18 protein-coding genes are annotated in these 18,805 nt (G+C 62.8%); 3 read left to right on the top strand and 15 right to left on the bottom strand.

Annotated features, from left to right (window positions below):
* The 3 genes from E8L22_RS17805 to E8L22_RS17795 form a co-directional block, all read right to left on the bottom strand.
* Positions 1–699: a DsbC family protein gene (locus E8L22_RS17805; RefSeq protein WP_136526474.1), complete on the bottom strand. Its 699-nt coding sequence runs from the start codon at positions 697–699 to the stop codon at positions 1–3.
* Between the two features lie 105 nt (positions 700–804).
* A complete protein-coding gene (locus E8L22_RS17800; RefSeq protein WP_136526473.1) occupies positions 805–1,707 on the bottom strand; it encodes an ROK family protein in 903 nt (300 codons plus the stop codon).
* Entirely contained in the window at positions 1,704–2,180 is a 477-nt protein-coding gene (locus tag E8L22_RS17795) for an HIT family protein (RefSeq protein ID WP_136526472.1), read from the bottom strand. Before E8L22_RS17795 ends, E8L22_RS17800 begins: the two co-directional genes overlap by 4 nt.
* 289 nt (positions 2,181–2,469) lie before the next feature.
* On the opposite strand from E8L22_RS17795, the gene E8L22_RS17790 reads away from it, so the two are divergent.
* Both E8L22_RS17790 and E8L22_RS17785 read left to right on the top strand, forming a co-directional pair.
* On the top strand, positions 2,470–4,719 hold the full coding sequence (locus E8L22_RS17790) for an NADP-dependent malic enzyme (protein ID WP_136526471.1): 2,250 nt from the start codon (positions 2,470–2,472) through the stop codon (positions 4,717–4,719).
* Between the two features lie 258 nt (positions 4,720–4,977).
* Positions 4,978–5,706 carry an energy transducer TonB gene (locus tag E8L22_RS17785; protein WP_136526470.1) on the top strand — a complete coding sequence of 243 codons (729 nt, stop codon included), beginning with the start codon at positions 4,978–4,980 and terminating at the stop codon, positions 5,704–5,706.
* Positions 5,707–5,710: 4 nt separating this feature from the next.
* Here E8L22_RS17785 and E8L22_RS17780 read toward each other — a convergent pair whose 3' ends face one another.
* The 12 genes from E8L22_RS17780 to pnp all read right to left on the bottom strand — a co-directional run bounded on the left by E8L22_RS17780 (position 5,711) and on the right by pnp (position 18,627).
* On the bottom strand, positions 5,711–7,507 hold the full coding sequence (locus E8L22_RS17780) for a tetratricopeptide repeat protein (RefSeq protein ID WP_136526469.1): 1,797 nt from the start codon (positions 7,505–7,507) through the stop codon (positions 5,711–5,713).
* A gap of 61 nt (positions 7,508–7,568) precedes the next feature.
* Positions 7,569–9,455, bottom strand: coding sequence for a transglutaminase family protein (locus E8L22_RS17775; RefSeq protein ID WP_136526468.1), 1,887 nt, complete (start codon positions 9,453–9,455; stop codon positions 7,569–7,571).
* Positions 9,442–10,191 (bottom strand): DUF58 domain-containing protein, encoded by a 750-nt coding sequence (locus E8L22_RS17770; RefSeq protein WP_246044766.1) that lies wholly within the window; start codon positions 10,189–10,191, stop codon positions 9,442–9,444. The genes E8L22_RS17775 and E8L22_RS17770 overlap by 14 nt, the downstream gene beginning before the upstream one ends.
* A 113-nt stretch (positions 10,192–10,304) precedes the next feature.
* Positions 10,305–11,222 carry an AAA family ATPase gene (locus tag E8L22_RS17765; RefSeq protein WP_136526904.1) on the bottom strand — a complete coding sequence of 306 codons (918 nt, stop codon included), beginning with the start codon at positions 11,220–11,222 and terminating at the stop codon, positions 10,305–10,307.
* 144 nt (positions 11,223–11,366) lie between these two features.
* Entirely contained in the window at positions 11,367–12,119 is a 753-nt protein-coding gene (locus tag E8L22_RS17760) for a 7-carboxy-7-deazaguanine synthase QueE (protein ID WP_136526466.1), read from the bottom strand.
* Positions 12,112–12,480, bottom strand: a complete 369-nt coding sequence (gene queD, locus E8L22_RS17755) for a 6-carboxytetrahydropterin synthase QueD (RefSeq protein WP_135872206.1) — start codon at positions 12,478–12,480, stop codon at positions 12,112–12,114. The genes E8L22_RS17760 and queD overlap by 8 nt, the downstream gene beginning before the upstream one ends.
* A 114-nt stretch (positions 12,481–12,594) precedes the next feature.
* Entirely contained in the window at positions 12,595–12,948 is a 354-nt protein-coding gene (locus E8L22_RS17750; RefSeq protein WP_136526465.1) for a hypothetical protein, read from the bottom strand.
* Between the two features lie 23 nt (positions 12,949–12,971).
* A complete protein-coding gene (locus E8L22_RS17745; protein WP_135872210.1) occupies positions 12,972–13,580 on the bottom strand; it encodes an L-threonylcarbamoyladenylate synthase in 609 nt (202 codons plus the stop codon).
* 2 nt (positions 13,581–13,582) lie between these two features.
* Positions 13,583–14,686, bottom strand: a complete 1,104-nt coding sequence (locus E8L22_RS17740) for an aminopeptidase (RefSeq protein WP_136526464.1) — start codon at positions 14,684–14,686, stop codon at positions 13,583–13,585.
* A gap of 100 nt (positions 14,687–14,786) precedes the next feature.
* Positions 14,787–15,227, bottom strand: a complete 441-nt coding sequence (gene dut, locus E8L22_RS17735) for a dUTP diphosphatase (protein ID WP_136526463.1) — start codon at positions 15,225–15,227, stop codon at positions 14,787–14,789.
* The gene (locus tag E8L22_RS17730) at positions 15,227–16,483 is read right to left on the bottom strand and encodes a M16 family metallopeptidase (RefSeq protein ID WP_136526462.1); all 1,257 of its coding nucleotides are present in this window, start codon (positions 16,481–16,483) and stop codon (positions 15,227–15,229) included. Before E8L22_RS17730 ends, dut begins: the two co-directional genes overlap by 1 nt.
* A 53-nt stretch (positions 16,484–16,536) precedes the next feature.
* Positions 16,537–18,627 (bottom strand): polyribonucleotide nucleotidyltransferase, encoded by a 2,091-nt coding sequence (gene pnp / locus E8L22_RS17725; RefSeq protein ID WP_136526461.1) that lies wholly within the window; start codon positions 18,625–18,627, stop codon positions 16,537–16,539.
* On the opposite strand from pnp, the gene E8L22_RS21420 reads away from it, so the two are divergent.
* Positions 18,521–18,790: a hypothetical protein gene (locus E8L22_RS21420; RefSeq protein WP_162604854.1), complete on the top strand. Its 270-nt coding sequence runs from the start codon at positions 18,521–18,523 to the stop codon at positions 18,788–18,790. The genes pnp and E8L22_RS21420 overlap by 107 nt on opposite strands.
* The last annotated feature ends 15 nt before the right edge of the window (positions 18,791–18,805 follow it).

The following is an 18,805-nucleotide window of genomic DNA, read 5'->3' as shown; positions in this document are numbered from 1 at the left end:
TTACTTCAGGAGCTCGTCCAGCTTCTTCGTGTCCGCCCCCACCACCATCTGGCCGTTGACGAAGAAGGTCGGCGTCCCGCTGATCCCCACCTTCCTTGCGAGCGCCATGTGCTCCTGCGCCAGCTTCTTGATCTCCGCCGACGCGGGCTTGGCCGACGCGGGGATTTCCTGCCCGAGCATCATCGCGTCGTAGGCCTGGGTCTTGTTCTCGGCGGAGAGGATGTACTCGATCTTGGTGATGGCGCCCGGGTGGGCAAGCGGCGCAAAGAAGATGTACTGGGTCACGTCGCTGCGCTTGGTGAAGTACTCGGCGCCCTTCCTGCAGTAGGGGCAATCCGGGTCGGTGAACTCGATCACCACCTTCTTGCCGTCGCCGATCTTCAACGCCTTGTCGAGCGGGAGATCCTTCACGAGCTTCGCGGCAAGCTGCCCTTTGCGCTCGGCGGTCAGGCTCTTCAGGTCCTTGTTCACGATCTCGCCGGTCAGCACCAGTTGCTTGTCAGGGTAGTAGTAGAAGATGTTCTGGCCGCTGACCACCTCGTACAGTCCCGGGATCTCGGTCGGCGTCATGCTGTCCAAGGCTACCTGCGGGAAAGTGCTGCGAAAGGACTCTTCCGGGGTCGCGGCGAAGGATGCTGCGGCTGAGGTCAAAAGGAGAAAGGAAATTGCTGCTGCAATGAAGCTTTTATGCAACGACATGAGCGCCTCCATGGGTCTTTTGTGTCCCCGGGCCTGCGGGGCAGCGGCAACTATAGCATATCTTTATCGAAAGGTAGTCTGAATAATGAGAGAAGTCTGCGGGAACTACAGAGGGAGTGAACTGCAGGCCAGGGCCGCGGCACCGAGGACGCCGGCGTCGTTGCCGAGGCTCCCTTTGAGGATGCGGACGCGGGCACCGGGAACGGCAATACTGCGGGCGGAAAGCTCCCGGCGCAGGGACGGCTCCAAAAGTTCGAAGCTTCCCGAAACGCCCCCCGCGAGGATCACCGCCTCGAGGTTCAAGAGGTTCACCACCCCCGCCGCCGCGATGCCGAGATAGCGTCCCGCCTCCGCAAAGAGGGTGAGTGACCCGGCATCCCCTCCCCTTGCCATCGCGGCGACCGCTTCCGCGTCACCGCTCCCGCCGGATATGGCGGTCGCCGAGGCGTACTGTTCGAGACAACCGCGCGCGCCGCAGCCGCAGGGGCGCCCGAGCGGCTCAACCGGGACGTGTCCAAGCTCCCCCGCGGCGCCATCGGCTCCGGTCCATAGCCTTCCGTCCAGGATGAGTCCGGCGCCGATGCCGGTGCCGAGGGTGACGACGAGGAGCGAAGAGCAGCCGCGCCCTGCACCGAAGCGATGCTCGGCCACGGCGCAGGCATTGGCATCGTTCACAAGGAGCACCGGCAGCCCCACCGTTTTCTCGATCTCCTCCCCGAGCCGCACCTCCTCGAGCGCGGGTATGTTGACGCTGGCGCGCACCACGCCGTCCCGACCTACGAGTCCGGGCACTCCTGCGCCTACCGCGACTACCTCCATCCCCGCCGAGCGGGCCGTCTCCCTAAGCCCTTCGAGTGCGAACTCGAGCCTTGAGAGGAGGAAAGGGAGCCCGGCCGCGGGAAGAGTCGCCTCTTCGTTCCTCGCGAGCACGCGCCCTTCCTGGTCGACCAGCGCCAGGCGCAGGTTGGTCCCCCCGATGTCGATGCCGATGCACCCTTTTCCCTTCAACGCGCCTCCTCGAAAAACGGCTTCAGCCGATCGTAGGTTGCCCAGAGCGACTCCGGGAGCACCCGGACGTCGGCGATCACGGACATGAAATTGCTGTCGCCGTTCCAGCGCGGCACCACGTGCATGTGCAGATGGTCCTCGACACCGGCCCCGGCAGCCTTGCCGAGGTTCAGACCGATGTTGAAGCCGTCTGGTTTGCTCGCCTTGATCAGCACATCCTTGCATAGCGCCACGGTCATGAGGAGCTCCTGCATCTCTTCGCCCGTCAGGTCGTTCAGCTCCGCCGTGTGCCGGTTGAGCGATACCAGCAGGTGGCCGTTGCTGTATGGGTAGCGGTTCAGCATCACGCGACCAAGCGGGGTGCGATGCACGATCAGGAGCTCCCTGTCGTCCCCCTGCGCGCAGAAAATGCAGCCCGACGCCGGCGGCTGCGTCAGGTACTCAACCCTCCATGGAGCAAAAAGCCTGTCCATGACTCCTCCTGCCGGATGTCCTGTCAAAAGCCGGCTGATTATAACCAAACTCTCTCAATTTACAACCCCGCCATGACATTGCAAGAAGACCAGCTGAAACTTGAGGATGTCCGGCATTGATTCTCGTTTCCTGCGCGGTCATTGTGGACCGGACGCGTCATGCTATAATTTCGCAGCCCCACCACAACATCCATTTCCGTGACCGCATCTCCTGTTAAAGAACCAGCGCTTACGTAGCTTTCTCCAGTCTAAAAAGATCACCCTCACCATACTGACCGAGGAGGATACCATGACGAAGAAGAATGACGCATTGCAATACCATGCCGCGGGTCGCAGGGGCAAGATCGAAGTCGTTTCCTCAAAGCCCTGTCTCACCTCGCTGGACCTCTCACTCGCATACACCCCCGGGGTCGCCGAACCTTGTCTCGCGATCCAGGAAAGCCCGTCGGACGCCTACCTCTACACCGCCAAGGGGAACCTGGTGGCGGTGGTCTCAAACGGCACCGCGGTGTTAGGCCTCGGCAACATAGGCGCGCTGGCGGGCAAACCGGTCATGGAGGGGAAAGGGGTCCTCTTCAAGCGCTTCGCCGACGTGGACGTCTTCGACCTGGAGGTGAAGAGCGAGCACCCCGACGACGTGATCAAGGTGGTGCAGCTCCTGGAGCCCACCTTCGGCGGCATCAACCTCGAGGACATCAAGGCGCCGGAGTGCTTCTACATCGAGGAGGAACTAAAGAAGACCATGAACATCCCGGTCTTCCACGACGATCAGCACGGCACCGCGATCATCTGCTCCGCGGCGCTCATCAACGCGCTGCATCTCGTGGGGAAGAGGATCGGGGAGGTGCGGATCGTGGTGAACGGCGCCGGGGCCGCCGGCATAGCCTGCGCGAACCTCGCCCTCTCCCTCGGGGCCGCCCCGGGAAATCTCTGCATGTGCGACACCAAGGGGGTGATCTACAAGGGGAGAAGCGAGGGGATGAACCCCTACAAGGAGCGTCTCGCGCTCGACACCGAAACGCGCACACTGGAGGACGCGATGCTGGGGGCCGACGTCTTCATCGGCGTCTCCGCCAAGGGGGCGGTGACCCCGCAGATGGTGCGCGGCATGGCGAAGGACCCGATCATCATGGCGATGGCGAATCCGGACCCGGAGATCACCCCGGAGGAGGCGCTCTCGGTCCGCTCCGACGTCATCATGGCCACAGGCAGAAGCGATTACCCGAACCAGGTGAACAACGTCCTCGGCTTCCCCTTCATCTTCCGCGGCGCCCTCGACGTGCGCGCGAGCACCATCAACGAGGAGATGAAGAAGGCGGCGGTCGAGGCCCTCGCCGCACTGGCCCGCGAGGAGTGTCCCGACTCGGTCTGCCGCGCCTACGGCAACGAGAGCTTCTCCTTCGGGCGCAACTACATCATTCCGAAGCCCTTCGATCCGAGGGCGCTGCTGCGGGTCGCCCCGGCCGTCGCGAGAGCCGCCATGGAGAGCGGCGTCGCCCGCACCCCGATCGAGGACATGGACCGCTACGTCGAGTGGCTGGAGACCCTGCAGGGTCGCGCCAAGGAGACCATGCGCGCCATCATCAACAAGGCTAAGTGCGATCCGAGGAGGATCGTCTTCCCAGAGGGAGACCACGAGAAGATCCTGAAGGCCGCCCACCACCTCGTCGAGGAGGGAATCGCGAAACCGATCCTGATCGGCAACCGGAAGAAGGTGGAGGCGAGGATCGCGGAACTCGGGCTGGAGCTCTCGGTCCCCATCGTCGACCCGGAGGAGAGCGAGCTCACCGAGACCTACGCGCAGGAGCTTTACCGCCTGAGGCAAAGAAAGGGGATCACCCTTTCCGAGGCGCACCGCATCGTGCGCCGCAAGTCGCGCAACCACTTCGGTTCCATGATGGTGCACATGGGGGACGCCGACGCCCTTTTAGGGGGCATCGACACCCATTACCCGGACACCATCAGGCCGGCACTGGAGGTGATCGGGAGGCAGCCGCAGCTCTCCGGCGTGCACGGCATGTACATGATGGTCTTCAAGAAGGGTATCTATTTCATGGCCGACACCACGGTGGAGATCGAGCCGACCGCCGAGGAGCTGGCCGAGACGGCGCTTCTCGCCGCCGAGAAGGTGAGGCTTCTCGACATCGTGCCGCGCATCGCCATGCTCTCCTTCGCCAACTTCGGCTCGGTGCACCACGCCCTCACCCTGAAGGTGAAGCGGGCCGTGGAGATCGTTAAGGAGCGCGACCCGGAGCTCGAGATCGACGGGGAGATGCAGGCGGACACCGCGGTGACGCCGGAGCTTTTGTCCAACTACACCTTCTCGACGCTCACGGGAGCCGCCAACATCCTCATCTTCCCCGATCTCAACTCGGGGAACATCTGTTACAAGCTCCTGCACCGCCTGGGTGGCGCCGAGGCGATCGGGCCGCTGCTCATGGGGATGAAGAAACCTGTGCACGTGCTGCAAAGAGGGGACGACGTCGCCACCATCGTCAACATGGCGGCCATCGCCGTGGTGGATGCGCAGAGCATGTAGTCTGCTGGAAATTCAACTGGAACGTAAAAAGGGACCTTTCGGGGTCCCTTTTGTTTTGGTTCTTCAAAGCAAATCCCCCCCGTCCCCCCCTTCGCAAAGGGGGGAGCTGAGGTCAGCTATGGCGCTTCGTAGCCATCTAGCCGTTGCTTTGACGTAAACGGCTTTCTTTGGTTGCCAGCGACGCGGCTAATTTGTTATACATGACGGACGCCGAACGCAAAAAATCCCCCTGCCGGGGGAGAAGGACGTACCTTCACCATGGAAGATGCACTGGATCCGCTCGAGGAAGAGGAGTACACGCTAAGGCCGAACAAGCAGTTCGTCCTCGGGCTTGCCGCATCGCTGTTTCTGCACACGGTGCTGGCCGTCGTTCTAGTGGGTCTTCCCGGCGGCGGGGGAGCACCACCGCGCCCCGCCGTAACCTACGTCGATCTGAAATCCATCCCCGCGCCCGCCGCCCCGGCGGTAAAGCCGCAGCCCGAACCGATCCCGCAGCCGATGAAGTCTGACGAAGAAGCCGAACCGCTTCCGGAAACGCCCCCCGCACGCGAGCTTCCACAGGCGGCACAGCAGGTGGCATCCCCCGTTCCTCCCACCCCTGCGCAGGCCGCGGTGGAGGAGACGAAAAGTTCCTTCGGGATGGGGCTTACCAAGGGGTTCTTCAAGGCACTCAGCGACGGCGATTCTCTGCGTCCCGACATCAAGGAGTACTACCAGAATGTCCTGCAGGGGGTCAACGAGAAGTGGTGGCTCGAGCAGAAGGACGACAAGGTGAAGACGATCGTGGTGAACCTGATGATCGACAGGAGCGGCCGGATCCTCGGCAGCAACATCATGATCAGTTCCGGCAACATCGTGTACGACCGGGCGGTGCAGAAGATGCTGGAAAGCGCCGGCCCGCTCCCGCCGGTCCCCGAAAGCTATACGGCCGACGTCTTCATGGCGCCGATCCGACTGGTCCCGCCGCTGAATCTCATGTCCTGGTAACCGACTACTCTTCCAGTTCCAGATCGATGATGTCGAGAGGCTCCTCGCCGGAGAGGGCAAAAAGCCGGTCCGAGGCGTTCTGATAGGCGGGATTGCCCCGCACCACCTCGCGGTAGAACTCGATCGCCTCCTCGGTCCTGCCGGTCCCCTCGAAAAGCACCGCCAGCTCGTAGCTGAGGGCGATGCGCTCGTCTTTTGATATCACGCTCAGCGCGAGGCCGCGCCGCAACAGGTCCTCCGCTCGCTCCGGCTCTCCTTTTTCCCGGTAACAGATGGCCTGCAGGGTCAGGCAGGCGAAACGGCGCTGCGGGTTCGCGGCGGCGATCTCCAGCTCCTTGATGGCCCCCGCGTACATCCCCATCTCCTTGTAGCCGATCCCCAAGTCATAGTGGCTTTCGAGCTCCATGAGGTCCATCTCGGCACCGTCGCCTGCCGCCGCCTCGGGATAGATCTCCTCCCATCCATGCGACTCGACCGCCTCCTCAGAGACCGCTTCCGGTTCCTCGAGCCACTGCGCCTCGAAAGGTTCAGCCTGAGCCAGTTCGGCCTCTTCCGGGTGCAACTGCTCCACCTCCGCCAACTCTTCCGGTTCGCTCTCCCACTCGAAGTCTCCGAAGGGGGAGGCTTCCTGCGGCAAGGTGAGCTCCAGCGACTCTTCCTCTTCGAAATCGAGTTCGACCGCCGCTTGCACTTCCTCTTCCGGCTCCTCGACCGACTCCGCCGCCTCCTCGAAGTCGAGCTCCATGGGTAATTCCATGGGGAGCTCGAGTTCGGTCGCCACAGCCTCAGGCTCTTCGACCGGTGCGGGCTCGGGTACGCTCAGGACCAGGGGCGTCGCCGGCGCGGCTTCCTCGGGGGCTTCGAAGAGGTCATCGCCCAGATCGAGCTCGATCTCCTCCTCCCAGGCGGTCTCTGCCACGGCAGCCTCGGGCACGGGTGCCGCCTCCCACGGGGACGGCGCCTCCACGGGGGCGGGAACAACCTCCTCCGGCCCGGCCGGCGCTGGTGCAAAGGGGTCAGGGAGTTCGGCCTCCTCGCTCTCCCACTCGGGAAGCTCCGGCTCATCGGCCGGCTCCTGGATTTCCCACGCTGCGGCAGGCTGTTCCGCGGCAGCTGTGACACTCGCTCCTCCCCCGAACGGGTCCGTCGGCAGAGACACCTCCAACGGTTCGGCGGTGATGCTTGCCGCTGGCGTTTGCAGATGCTCCGGGAAGAGCTCGGTGAGGCGTGCCGCGACTGAAGCGGCCTCGTTGTTAAGGCCCTTCGCCTTAAAGGCGGCAGCCAAATCCTGGTACGCCTCCCGGGACTGTTCGTGCGCCCCGGTGACGTAGAGGAGTTCGGCATACTTGAGGCGGGTGGCGGCGTGGTCGTGATCCACCTCCAGCATCTTCTCCACTACCTTGAGCGCCTCCTTCGGGAGGTTTTCCTTCTCGTACTGGGCGGCAACCTGGCCGTACTCGGCCAATGCGTTGCCGATGAGCCCCTGCTGGTGGTTCAGCCACGCGATGTTGAGGGCGGTTGGGATGCTGCCGGGATTGAGTCGCTGGATTTGCTTGTAGATTGCGATCGCTTTCAGGTAGTAGCAGTTGTCGGCGTAGTGCTTGCCGATATCCTCGTACTGCTGGATCGCCTCTTCCTTGCGGTTGTCGCGTACCAGGAGCTCGGCCAGGCGCTGCCGAAACCTGATGTCGTTGGGCTCCATGGCCACCACCTGCTGGTAGTCCTTGATGGCCTTGTCGATCTGCCCCTTGAGCACGAACTTTTGTGCGCTCTCCAGAATTTTGTCTTTTTTGGAAGCCAAGTTAACGCCTCTTACCACCTGAAAATTGGAACCCTAAAACTAAAGCAAAGTGCCCGTTGTGTCAAGGAAGATGCTGGGACGCGAGCCGTATGATTTCCTCCAACTGCACCACCTCTTCCCGGCTCAGGGAGCGGTCGCGGTACACGGCACCTCCGTAGATGGAGGCGAACCGCTTCAGGTGCGGGTCGTCAAGGCGCGCGGCGAGCTCGAAGAGCCCCTCCCCCCCCTCGATTTCCCCCGGATGACGCCTGGCCGCCACGCGGATCATGCGCCGCAGCAGGCGGGCTTCCACGCTCGGCGGACGGCGCCTGATCCAGACGGCCACGAGGGTGAGCGGCACTACGACGAGCATGACGACGAGGAGCCCCTTGCCACTCTTCTCGGGAAGGTGCAGGTTACGCACCCTGCTCCCCGCCTCACGCACCAGGGCGATCTGCTTTTCCAGGTCGTAAGTCACCACGGCCTTGTCCCAGTAGAAGCCGGCCATGTCGAGGTATTTCGCGAATCCGGCGGCCGACGCGCCGCGCACCGCCCCCAGGGCCCACGCGCTCGGGTCGACGAAGCGCCATCCGACCCCATCCTCGTACGCCTCGACCCAGACGTGCGCCATCTCCTCGGTGACCAGGTAGTATCCCCCGATGTCGTTGTAGATCCCGCCGCGGTAACCGCCGACGAGACGTGAAGGGACCCCGGCCAGGCGCAGCATTATCGCGTAGCTCGACGCGAAATACTCGCAGTTGCCCCGCTTCTTGTCGAAGAGGAAGGAGTCGAGCGGGTCATCCCCGACGGCCATACCGCTGTTGGCGTAGGTGAGCCGCTGCCCCCGGAAGAAATCCTCCAGAAGCCGCATCCGCTGCACGGCATTCCCACCTTTTTGTGCCACCTCACGCCCTTTGCCCCTCATCCGCTGTGATATATTGCCGGGGAGCTCCAGATAGAAGGCACGGTCCACCCCTCGCGCTCGAATGACGTCGCTCAGCGCGGACTCAGCCAGGTACTTCACCTTCTGGTCCAACGGGCGTCTGGCGACGAAAACACCGTCGGTCGAGGCATCGTTGCGCAGCCCCGAGACGGCGCGCCCGACGTTCAGCGCGGGGAGGTAGGCGCTTTGCGACTGCTCGGGATAGATTTCCTGCGTCACCCGCTCACCGGCCGGGACGCTCTCTATTTCCCCAGTTACCCCCTTCCTGACCCAGGCGTCGTTTTTGAACGAGTTCAGCACCACGCCGCGCCAGTAAAGCTTCTCTTCCGGGACTTTCGGCGAGACGGCCCGCAGCACCACCCCCTTCACCGCGCTGACCGCGGGGGCACTCCCAGGCTTCACCGTGTCGGAGAACCCGATCCGCTTCTCCGCCGGAGCCTTCAGGAAGTTCCAGAGCGGGTACTGCGTCCTCGGGAGGATGAAGAAGAAGAAAAGAAGCAGCGGCAGCGCGACAACCGGCATGAGAAGCGCAACCGTCACCACCTTCTTCGCTTCGTACCGGGTGAGAAGGATCGCCTCGTCCTGGGCGTGGAAGGTGAGGAGCACCAGCGCCACGGCAACAAGGAGAAGCAGGGCGAAGAGGTAGACGAGAAAGAGCGCCGACATCTCGAAGAGCGAGGAAGCGGCTAGGCAGAAGAGTGAAAGCGCGAACGCCTGCAGGTAGTGGCGTCCGCTGCGCTCTCCGAGAAGCCTCACCCCGAGGAAGATGACGAGGAGGTCGGCGGTGACCGGGACGAGCCGGTTGACGCTGAAACCGGAGGCTAGGTAGATAAAGAGGAGTATCGATAACGGGGTGAGCACCCGCCCCGGCAGCGAGCGTCCGCTGTAGTACAGGTACACTCCTGCGAGCAGCGCGGCAGGGAAGAAAACCCGTGCGAAGAGGCCCAGGTGCGCCATCAGGGGGAGGTACCCGATAAGCGCGATGCAGGCGGTGAGCCCGCTCAGAAAAAGATCAACCCTTACCATATAGGGCAAGCTCCGTGAGCAGTTTGAGCCGATGTGTCCGGGTGGTGCCGGGGGGGACGACGCGCTCCCCGAGCTTGAGTCCTACCGGCCGCCCCGCCCGCGCCAGCCGGTTCACGAGGAAGGTGCCGCAGGAGAGGCGCTCTTCCAGGTCGCGCCCCGGCACCGCGTCGAGGTCGATGACGAGCGGCTCCGCCGCGGTCGCCGTCAGCTCCTTCACCTTGAACACCTCGTGCTTGGCCGAGAGGCGCCAGTGGATGAGCTTCAGCGGCTCGCCGCCGCGATAGTCCGAAATCTTGGCAAGCTCGCCGTCGTAGCCGGACGCTGCCGCGGAAACCGCCTCCCCCGCGTCGGGCTTCCCCCCCGACGCCGGTACCGGGATGGAACGGGGTGCAGGAAAGATGATTCCCTCAACCGGCAGATGTACCGCCGCGGCGCGCACGAAGAAATTGACCGGGAACGGGGAGCTCACCATGGCGTCGGGAAGCTTAAGGGGACCGCGCTCGCGGAATGAGAGAAGGAGCGCCGCGTTCTGCGGACGGTTGCGTTCAAGGAGGGTGAAGCTCGTGGAGTTCCCCAACAGGGTCACCCTGATCAGGAAGGACGGGAGGAAGCGCTTGCCGTTTTCCGCGACGACCGGCAGGAGCGTTTCGGTGCCCGCGTAGACCTCGTCCGGCAGCCGCACGCTGAGGGCGATGCCGCGGATGTTCAGCCACCCCAGCACCCCGGTTACCGCCATGAAGGAGAGCATCGCGGCGACGACGAGGAAGAGGAGGTTGTTGCCGGTGTTGACCGCGGAGACGCCGAGAAGTAGCGTGGAGGCGACGTAAAGCCCGCCCCCCTTGGTGAGCCTTATGTGAGAGGGAGGGGTATTTCTTTCAGTATCGCGTTTAATACGTGCTCCTTGTCCACCCCTTCGTGCTCCGGGCGGAAGATGAGGCGGTGCGGGCAGACCGCATGCACCACGTCCCGGACGTCCTCGGGTGCAACGAAGTCCCGGCCGTGCAGGTAGGCTGCGGCCTTGGCGACGTCCACCATGCCGATGCCGCCGCGGGTGGAAAGCCCGGTCTGGACCAGCGGGTGGGTCCGGGTCGCCTTGATGATGGCGTAGATGTAGTCGGTCACCTTCTCGCCCACGTAAACCTGCTCCCTCACGCTGCGGATCGCCTCTACGAGGTCGTCGTGCTGCAAGAGGGGGGGGATGTGGAGGATCTCGTCCCTGATGCTCCCCTGCCTCAGTATCCCCTTCTCGACCTCCTCCGGGGGATAGCCGATGCCGGTCCTGATCAGGAACCGGTCCATCTGCGATTCGGGGAGTGGATAGGTCCCCACCTGCTCGACCGGGTTCTGGGTGGCGAGCACCATGAACGGCTCGGGGAGCTGGTAGGTCACCCCCTCGACGGTTACGCGCCGCTCCTCCATCGCCTCGAGCAGGGCGCTCTGGGTCTTCGGCATGGCGCGGTTGATCTCGTCGATGAGGACGATGTTGTTGAAGATCGGCCCCTTGATGAAGTTGAAGCGACCCTCGGTGCGGTCGAAGACGGAGAGGCCGGTGATGTCGGAGGGGAGCAGGTCACTGGTGCACTGGACCCGCCCGAAGGAAAGGCCCAGCGCGCTGGCGAAGGCGAGCGCCATGGTGGTCTTGCCGAGCCCGGGGATGTCCTCGAGGAGTATGTGCCCCCCGGTCAAAAGGGCCATGAGGCTCAGGCGGAGCGCCCTCACCTTCCCCTTCAAGTGCTGGCTGGAGAGCTCTTCGAGTACCGCGTTCATCTCGTCTACTTTGGCTGGTTTCGGCAAAGCGGGAACCTCCTGGGAAGCAGCAGCCACTCATTATATCGGCCGGGGCGTAAAAAGAAAAGGGCACCCGGGAAGGCGCCCCTGTTTAGATTTCTATCTGCAGGCCAGGCGACGGAACTACAGCTGTCCCATGAACTTGTGGGTCTGCGGGATGACGCGGACCTCCTTCAGGGAAGAGCAGAGTTCCTGGAGCTCGAGCGCCCGCAGCGCGGTGATGCCGATGGTCCCGTCTTCCCGCGTCAACGGCTGCAGGATGAGCGGTATGGTGGGGTCCACCGCATCGATCATGGCGCAGGAACGACGGATCTCCCACTCCTCGGTGCTCTGGTCGACGACGATCTTCACGAAGACGTCCTTCATCGCCGCGAGTTCCAGGAAGGCGTGGTGCTGGTCCCACAGCTCGGGGCACCCGGAGGCGGAAGGGAGCTTGATGTCCATCCCTATGCTGTCCAGGTGCGGGATGAGCGGCGCCAAGGCCTCGGGAAGCGTCCCGTTGGTCTCCAGGTAGATGGGGAGGAGCTCTCTCAGCTCCGGAAGCCACTCCTCCAGGAGGGCGCCGTGCAGGAGCGGCTCACCGCCGGTGATGCTGATCGAGTGGTGGATGCCCGGCCAGGCGGCACCCCAGCTCTCCAGAAGCGTCGCGACCCGCTCCAGCGTGACCGGGTTCGGCACCTTCTGAAAGTCACGCCGCCCGGGGGTGAGCTCCAGGAGGCACTCGTCCGGAATGGCGGACATCCCCGGGGTGTCACAGAAGCTGCAGTTCAGGTTGCAGCCGGCAAAGCGGAGAAAGACCTGGCGCAGACCTACCAGCACCCCCTCCCCCTGAATGGAGGAGAAGCATTCTACCAGGGGGGCCTGCAGCTTACTCATAGTAGCTCGCGGCGGCAAAGTCCGATTCCCAGACCGTGACCATCTCGACCTTCACCTTGTCCGACCCGAAGATCTTGGTCAGTTCATGGTACAGGTAGCGGGCGATGTTCTCGGACGACGGGGAGATCTCGGAAAACGGTGCGAGCTCGTTCAGGTACTTGTGATCGAGCGTCTTCAAAAGGTTGTTGGTTTCCTTCTTGAGGATCTTGAAGTCGATGCCGAGACCGGCCTTGTCGAGCTCGTCGGTGGTGATGGAAACCTCCACCTTCCAGTTGTGGCCGTGCAGGTTCTCGCAGTCCCCCTGGTAGTTGATCAGATTGTGGGCCGCGGCAAACGCAGTGTGAATGGTGAGACGAAACATGCCACCCTCCCTTTTAATTATTTTTATCGGTTGCAATATATCATGAACGGGAAAGAAAAACAGGCTAAGAAAAGCGGTTCTCAGCCGGAATCAGGTCCTGAATCGGGGTTTGGTCTATATGGTTATGCTTTCGCCACGCTGCAGGGGTGGCGGAGTGGGGGTGGTGATCCAGGTGTAGGTCAGGACGAAGAAGAGGACGACCAGCGAGAAAAGGAGCATGAAGCTTGGGAGCAGGCGGGTACGAGACTCTGCCGCGCTCCCTTGCACGAGCCCGAGCGCGGCGACCAGGACGCCGAAGCCGCCCAGCATCCCCGCCATGAAGAAGCCGAAGAAGGTAAGACGTGCCTCGCCGGCGAGGCCCAGCATTAAGAGGGCGGAGATCTCGCCATGGAAGAAGGTGGCGGCGATCAGGGCGATGAGGCCCGCGTTGATCGCTTTTATGCCGCGACGCACGGTAGTTTTACGCATCTTAAAACCTCAGGTAACCGGTGCTATTCGCACCAGCTCACGTCGCCGACCCCTTTGCGGAGCACTTCGGGGCGGTCGCCGATCAGGCTGACAACGGAGCTTACGTCGGCGGTGAGATCGCCGCCGTCCACCACCAGGTCGAGCTGTTTACCCAGCTCGTGCTCGACCTCCCAAGGGTTGCCGATCGGATCCTCGCCGGAGAGGTTGGCGCTCGTGGTAACGATGGGTGCGCCGAGTTCCTTCACGATGGCCAGGCAGATCGCGTTGTCCGGCATGCGGATGCCGACCGTCCTCTGCTTGGTCTGTACGAGATCGGGAACCACCGAGTTCGCCTCGAGGACGAAGGTGTACGCCCCCGGGAGCAGGCGGCGCAGCTGCTTGAAGGCGTAGTTCGAGACGCGCGCGTAACGGGAGATCTCGGCCATATCGGAGCAGATGAAGGAAAAGGGTTTCTTCTTGTCGCGCTGCTTGATTTGGTAGATCCGCTCGATCCCCTTCTTGCTGAAGATGCTGCAGCCGATGCCGTAGGTGGTGTCGGTCGGATAGGCGACGACGCCGCCGTTTTTCAGGATCTCGACGACCTTGGCGATGAGTCGCGGCTGGGGGTTGTCAGGGTTGATCTCGAGCAGCATGGCTATTCCTCTGGATTCAGTCCCAGAAGCGGCTCGTGCACGAAACGGCCGTCCTTCTGGATCAGGATGTCGTCGAACCAAAGCTCGCCGTCGCCGGCGAGGATCTTCACCATGTCCCAGTGCACCGCGGAGCGGTTGCCGTTGTCGCACTCGTCGTAGGCCTGGCCGGGGGTGAAGTGAATCGAGCCGAAGATCTTTTCGTCGAAGAGGATGTTGCGCATCGGCACCCTGATGTTCGGGTTCACGCCGATGGCGAACTCGCCCACGTAGCGCGCCCCTTCGTCGGTGTCGAGGATGCGGTTCAGATCAGCGTCCATGCCAGGAGCGGTCGCTCTTACGATGCGTCCCTTTTCGAACTCGAGGCGGACGTTGTTGAACTCCTTCCCCTGGTACACGGTCGGGCAGTTGTAGGTGATGTAACCCTCCACCGAATCGCGCACCGGCGCGGTGAAGACCTCGCCGTCCGGGATGTTCAGCCGTCCGTCGCACTTGATCCCGGGAAGCCCCTTGATGCTGAAAGAGAGATCGGTGTCCGAGGCCTTGATGCGCACCCGGTCGGCGGCATCGACGCAGGCCTTCAGCGCGTCCTGTTTCCTCGACTCCTCCTCCCAGTCCATGCAGCATGCGGCAAAGAGGTAATCCTCGTACTCCTCGAGGCTCATGCGCGCTTCCTGGGCCGCGCCGTGGGTCGGGTAGCGCGTCACCACCCAGCGGGTCCCCTTGACGCGCTGGTCGATGATGGGGCGCACGACTTTGGACCAGGCAATCATGCTGGTCTGGTTCGCCTTGGCGTTCACCATGGAGTTGTCGGCGGCGGAGAGACCGAAGTAGACGTCGACCTGTTTCATGAAGTCGAGCTTGTGCTGCGGGAAATAGGAGAGCTGGTCGGCGCTGGCTATGTTGAAGAAGTGGCGCCCGATCTCGGGGACGCTGAACTCGTACTCGACGTACTTCGCCCCTTTTTCGAGGCAGAGGGCGTAGAGCTCCTTCACGAGCGGCGTACCTTCCAGTCCGGCGCAGGAGATGAGCACCACGTCGCCCGGCTGGACGCGGGCCGAGTAGTTGACCAGCACTTCGGCGAATTGTCTGACGCGAGGATCTTTCATAAGCGTGCCCCCGTAGGTAGTTCAAGAATGGGTGACGCGGCTGACCGGCAGAGGAGGCCGGCAAGCGGGTTATATTCCGTAAGGATGAATGGCGATGGATCTACCTGCCCGTATGCCCGAACCCGCCTGCGCCGCGGGCGGTCTCGCCCAGTTCGTCCACCTCGATGAACTCGGCGCGCTCGCAACGGGCGAAGACCATCTGCGCGATGCGCTCGCCGTGCCTGATGGCGAAAGGCTCGCTGCCGTGGTTGATCACGATGACCCCGACCTCGCCGCGGTAGTCCGCGTCGATGGTGCCCGGAGAGTTCACCAGCGCGATGCCGTGCCTGAGCGCCAGGCCGCTTCTGGGTCTCACCTGCGCCTCGATGCCGGGCGGGATCTCGATGGCTATCCCCGTCGGGACCAGGGCGCGCTCGCCCGGGTGCAGCACGAAGTCCTCATCGAGCGCGGCATGCAGATCGACACCCGCCGCCTGCTCGGTCATGTAAGAGGGAAGCGAGGTCGACCGCAGGCGCTTTATCCGGATGGGTATGGTTTTCATCAGACGTTGATATCGGAGTCGGTAAAGGTGGGAGAACCGACCCGGCCCAGCATGACCAGGGTCAGCGCGGAGTTGTCCAGAATCTCTTGGGCGAGCTCCTGGATGCTCTCGGAGGTGACGCGGTCGAACCCTTCCATGATCTCGGACAGAGGCAGCGGCGTGCCAAAATAGATCTCGTTTTTCGCCAGGCGCGACATGCGGTTGTCGCTCGATTCCAGCGACAGGAGCAGGTTACCCTTCAACTGCTCGCGCGCCCCCTCGAGCTGCTCCATGGGGACCGGTTCGCGTTTGAAACGGCCGATCTCGCGCAGCATGATCTCGAGAAGCTCCTTCGAGTTTTCCGGGCTCGCACCGGCGTACACCACGAGGGAGCCGGCATCGGCATGGGAGGCGATGTAGGAGTAGACCGAGTAGGCAAGACCGCTCTTCTCGCGCACCTCCTGGAAGAGGCGCGAGCTCATGGAGCCGCCAAGAATGGCGTTCATGATGAAGGCGTCGTAGCGCTGCGGGTGGCTTTGCTGCACCCCCTTGAGGCCAAGGCAGACGTGGATCTGCTCCAGGTCCTTCTCGACCAGCTCGATACGACGTTCGTACACCGGCGGGACGGACTCGCTCCGGCCGTGCCCCGGCTCGACGCCGTTTAAGAACTCCTCGAGGAGCACGGTGAGCTTGTCGTGGTTGACGTTGCCGGCCGCGGTGACGATGATGTCGTCGGCACGGTACATCTTGTCCTTGTAGGCGATGATGGCATCGCGTGAAAGCCCCGTGACGCTCTCGGCATCGCCCAGGATCGACATCCCCAGCGGGTGCCCCTTCCAGAAGTGCTGGTGGAAGAGGTCGTGGATCAGGTCGTCCGGGGTGTCCTCCATCATGTTGATCTCCTGGAGCACCACGCGGCGCTCCTTTTCGATCTCTTCGTCATCGAAGACGGAATGAAGGAAGATGTCGGTCAGAAGATCGACGGCACGCGGGAGGAACTTGTCCAGCACCTTGGCGTAGTAGCAGACGTACTCGCGGCTGGTGAAGGCGTTCAGGACGCCACCCACCGAGTCGATCTCGCGGGCGATGTCCAATGAGGAGCGGCGTTCGGTGCCTTTAAAGAGGAGATGCTCGATGAAGTGGGCGACGCCGTTCGACTCCCGCCGTTCGTGGCGGGAGCCGTTGGCGACCCAGATTCCTATGGAGACGGAGTTTGCGTACGGGATACGCTCGGTGATGACGCGTATCCCGTTATTTAGGGTGGTCTTTTTAATCATGGCTAGAACTATACCGGGAAAGCCAAAAATTGCCAGCTCTCACATGAGAGATGTTATTCGGTGAAGGTCTGGCCCAGAGCCTCTTTACGGGAGAGCTTGATCTTGCCCTGTTTGTCGATGCCGATGCACTTCACCAGCACCTTGTCCCCTTCTTTGAGGATGTCGCTCACGTTCTTCACGCGCTCGGTGTCGAGCTCGGAGACGTGCACCAGGCCGTCGGTTCCCGGGAAGATCTCGACGAACGCGCCGAACTCCATGATCTTCTTAACGGTGCCCATGTAGAGCTTGCCTTCCTCAGCCTCGGCGGTGAGGTTGCGGATCATCTTGATGGCGAGGTCGCAGGCTTCCTTGTTGTTGGAAGCGATGTTGATCTTGCCGGTGTCCTCGATGTCGATGGCGACGCCGGTTGCCTCAGTGACGCTCCTGATGTTCTTGCCGCCGGAGCCGATGACGTCGCGGATTTTGTCGACCTTGACCCAGATGGTGGTGATGCGCGGAGCGAAGGCGGAGAGGTCGCCGCGCGCGGTGGAGATGGACTTGGCCATCTCGCCCAGGATGTGCACGCGGCCTGCTTTTGCCTGCGCCAGGGCGGCACCCATGATCTCGCGGGTCACGCCGCCGATCTTGATGTCCATCTGCAGCGCGGTGACACCGTCGGCGGTACCGGCCACTTTGAAGTCCATGTCGCCCAGGTGGTCTTCGTCGCCCAGGATGTCGGAGAGGATGGCGTAATCGTCGCCTTCCTTGATGAGGCCCATGGCGATACCGGCAACCGGCGCCTTGATCGGGATACCGGCGTCCATCATGGACAGGGAGCCGCCGCAGACGGTCGCCATCGAGGAGGAGCCGTTGCTCTCGGTGATGTCGGAGACGATGCGGATGGTGTAGGGGAAGTCGTCGTGTTTCGGAAGCACCTGCTGCAGCGCGCGCTCGGCCAGCATGCCGTGGCCGATTTCGCGGCGGCCCGGGGCGAGGCGGAAGCTGGTTTCACCGACGGAGTACGGCGGGAAGTTGTAGTGCAGGAGGAACTTCTTCCTGGAATCACCGTAGAGCGAGTCGATGCGCTGCTCGTCAACCGAGGTGCCGAGCGTCGCGGCCACGATGGACTGGGTCTCGCCGCGGGTGAACAGGGCGGAGCCGTGTGCGCGCGGGAGGAAGCCGACCTCGGTGGCGATGTTACGGATGGTCTTGGTGTCGCGGCCGTCGATCCTGGAGCCGTCCTTGATGATGTGCTCGCGCACCAGGTTGTACTCGAGGTCCTCGATGAACGCCTTGACCTCTTTCTCGGAGCCTTCGAACTCCTCAGCGAGAGCCGCCACGGTCTTTTCGGAGATGGCGTCGATGGCGTCATGACGCTCCTGCTTGGCCTTGATGCGCACCGCCGCTTTCATCTCTTCCTTGGCGAGAGCGTCGACGCGGACCTTCAGCTCCTCGTTGACTACCGGAGCCGGGATGTCGCGCTTGACCGGCTTCACCTTGGCGACCAGCTCTTCCTGGGCTGCCAGGATCCCCTGGACCGCTTCCTTGCCGAAGAAGATCGCTTCGAGGAGGTCGTTCTCGGAAACCTCGGAGGCGCTACCTTCAACCATCAGGATGGCGTCCTTGGAGGCGGCGATCACGATCTCCATGTCGCTCTTCTCTTCCTGCTCGGCGGTCGGGTTGGCGATGAACTGGCCGTCCACGCGCCCGACCTTGACGCCCGCGATCGGGCCGGCGAAGGGAACGTCGGAGACCATGAGGGCGGCCGAAGCGCCGATCATGGCGAGGATGCCCGGATCATGGTCCTTGTCGGCGGAGACGACGGTCGCCATGACCTGGGTGTCGTTCAGGAACCCTTCCGGGAACAGCGGACGGATTGGACGGTCGATAAGACGGGAGGTGAGGGTCTCGTTGTCGGAGGGACGCCCCTCGCGCTTGAAGAACGAGCCGGGGATGCGGCCGCCTGCGTAGGCCTTCTCCTGGTAGTTGACGGTGAGCGGGAAGAAGCCCTGCCCTTCCTTGGCGGATTTCATGGCGACGGCGGTCACGAGGACCATGGTGTCGCCGCTTTTGATCATGACCGCGCCGCTTGCCTGCTTTGCGATCTTTCCTGTTTCGATGGTGATTGTCTTGCCACAGCATTCTGCCTGTACGCTATGTACCATTGTTACGGCCTCCATTGATTTACTTCCGGTTGGTGTTGGGGCCGCCGAGAAAATCGCCTTGCGCAATATCAAGCCGCAGGACGGTTTTATCCACGCCCCCAACAAAGAAAAAGGGCACAAAGGCCCTTACATGATGAAAGAGGAAAGGCAATATACCCGTTGAGGTATACTGCCTTTT

The sequence above is a fragment of the Geomonas ferrireducens genome (assembly GCF_004917065.1).
Lineage (GTDB): Bacteria > Desulfobacterota > Desulfuromonadia > Geobacterales > Geobacteraceae > Geomonas > Geomonas ferrireducens.
This window is presented reverse-complemented; position numbering and strand designations above follow the sequence as displayed.